Source organism: Streptococcus massiliensis DSM 18628 (assembly GCF_000380065.1).
Classification (GTDB): Bacteria; Bacillota; Bacilli; order Lactobacillales; family Streptococcaceae; genus Streptococcus; species Streptococcus massiliensis.
In genome coordinates, this window is sequence record NZ_KB904441.1 from 1 (window position 1) to 2,411 (window position 2,411).

A 2,411-nucleotide genomic window follows, 5' to 3' on the forward strand; every position below is an offset into this window, starting at 1 on the left:
AGCGACTCCCTTTTTTAGCCATAACAAAAGAACCTCCTTATAGAACAGTAGCATACATGTTTTATACTGTCCATTATAAGCGGTTCTTTTCATAAAAATATCGTTTTTTCTTATTTTTATTCGTTTTCCTCTTGAAATAATACTTTTTTTCAGATATAATGGATAAATATTTATCGGGAGGTGTTATCTATGTCATATATTATAGAGATTTTACCTAGTTTATTGAATGGTGCTAGTGTTACCTTGCAGGTTTTTGCATTAGTGTTAATCTTATCCATCCCTTTTGGGGTTATAGTCGCTTTCTTATTACGGCTACATATAAAACCTTTAAATTGGCTTATTCATCTTTATATCTGGATTATGCGCGGGACACCTTTGCTTTTACAATTAATTTTTATTTATTATGTTTTGCCCAGCATTGGAGTTCGTTTTGAGCGCTTACCGGCAGCAATTATCGCTTTTACACTTAATTACGCTGCCTACTTTGCAGAAATTTTCCGCGGAGGAATCGAAACTATTCCTAAAGGTCAATATGAGGCAGCAAAAGTTCTTAAGTTAACACCGTTTCAAACAATTCGTTTTATTATCCTACCTCAGGTAATAAAAGTGGTGCTGCCAAGTATCTTTAACGAAGTTATGACCTTAGTTAAAGATACTTCATTGGTTTATGCTTTAGGAGTAAGTGATTTAATCTTGGCTAGTCGTACAGCAGCAAACCGTGATGCTAGTCTGGCACCGATGTTTTTAGCTGGAGCTATTTACCTGGTTTTGATTGGTCTTGTTACCATCATTTCTAAACAAGTTGAGAAGAAATTTTCTTACTACAAATAGGAGGTCGTCCCATGTTAGAATTGCGAAATATTAGTAAAAAATTTGGCAATAAACAAATTTTAACAAATTTCAATCTTGTTGTGCCAGAAAACAAAATTCTTGCCATTGTTGGACCTTCCGGCGGTGGGAAAACGACACTGCTTCGAATGTTGGCAGGTTTAGAAAAGATTGATAGTGGTCAAGTATTTTTTAATGGTGAAGAGTTACCCTTGGATGAACTTGAAAATCGTAGTCCTCTTGGTTTCGTTTTTCAAGATTTTCAGCTCTTTCCACACTTATCTGTTATGGAAAATTTAACTCTTTCACCTATTCAGACGATGAAGCTCAGTCAGTCAGATGCGGAGACAAGAGCCCTGAAACTTTTGAAGCGCCTAAATCTAGCGGAACATGTCAATGCTTATCCATTTTCCTTGTCGGGTGGCCAAAAACAGCGTGTTGCTTTGGCTCGGGCTATGATGATTGAACCCCAAATCATCGGTTATGATGAACCTACAAGTGCTCTTGATCCTGCACTTCGCCAGGAAGTCGAAAAGTTGATTGTTCAAAATCGAGAAATGGGGATTACTCAAATCGTTGTAACTCACGATATGCAATTCGCTCAAGATATTGCTGACGAAATTTTAGAAGTACAACCCAAATAAGGAGGTTTCTATGAAATTAAAAAAATTCCTCCCCTGCCTTGTATTTTTAACTCTTTCTATCTTCTTAACTGCCTGTAGCAGTAGTGTCAGCGACCCCAAAGTTGATAACTGGGCTAAATTTGAACAGCAAAAAACGATTACTATCGGTTTTGATAACACTTTTGTCCCTATGGGCTTCGAGTTAAAAAACGGTCAGTATGCAGGGTTTGATATTGATTTAGCAAATGCGGTTTTTGCAGAGTATGGTATCAAGGTCAAATGGCAGCCTATTGACTGGGATATGAAAGAAACAGAACTGAACAATGGTACGATTGACTTGATTTGGAACGGTTATTCTGCGACTGACGAACGTCGCGAGAAAGTCGCCTTTACAGTGCCTTATATGAAAAATGAGCAAGTTCTTGTCAGCAAAAAAGCTCAGAATATCACGACTCCGGTCCAGATGAATGGGAAAGTTCTTGGTGCTCAGGCTGGTTCTTCGGGTTATCTGGATTTTGAGGCAAATCCTGAACTTTTAAAAAATCGGGTTAAAAATAAAAAAGCAACACAGTATTCAAGCTTTAATGAGGCACTTATTGATTTGAAAAATGATCGTATTGATGCTTTATTGATTGACCGCGTCTATGCCAATTACTATCTGCAAGAAGAAGGGATTTTACCAGATTATAATGTCTTTCCAGCTGGTTTCAATAGTGAATCCTTTGCTGTAGGGGCACGCAAAAATGATAAAAAACTGGTAGAACACATAAATACTGCCTTTCGCAAACTATACAAAACAGAGAAATTTCAAAAAATATCTCAAAAATGGTTTGGGACGAATGTGGCGACCGACAAGATAAAAAATAAGGCTCTTTGTCAACTGTAGTGGGTTAACGCAAAGTCATACCCTGGAGAGAACCGAATTGGTTCTCTCCTTTTTGATATTTAAAGCGATGAGGA

3 protein-coding genes are annotated in these 2,411 nt (G+C 37.3%); all 3 read left to right on the forward strand.

The features are described from left to right. Positions 1-189: 189 nt before the first annotated feature. The 3 genes from A3I3_RS0109525 to A3I3_RS0109535 are packed head-to-tail and all read left to right on the forward strand — an operon-like array spanning position 190 to position 2,337. On the forward strand, positions 190-831 hold the full coding sequence (locus A3I3_RS0109525; protein ID WP_018372457.1) for an amino acid ABC transporter permease: 642 nt from the start codon (positions 190-192) through the stop codon (positions 829-831). 11 nt (positions 832-842) lie between these two features. Continuing rightward, positions 843-1,472, forward strand: a complete 630-nt coding sequence (locus A3I3_RS0109530; RefSeq protein ID WP_018372458.1) for an amino acid ABC transporter ATP-binding protein — start codon at positions 843-845, stop codon at positions 1,470-1,472. Positions 1,473-1,482: 10 nt separating this feature from the next. Then, positions 1,483-2,337, forward strand: coding sequence for an amino acid ABC transporter substrate-binding protein (locus A3I3_RS0109535; protein ID WP_018372459.1), 855 nt, complete (start codon positions 1,483-1,485; stop codon positions 2,335-2,337). The last annotated feature ends 74 nt before the right edge of the window (positions 2,338-2,411 follow it).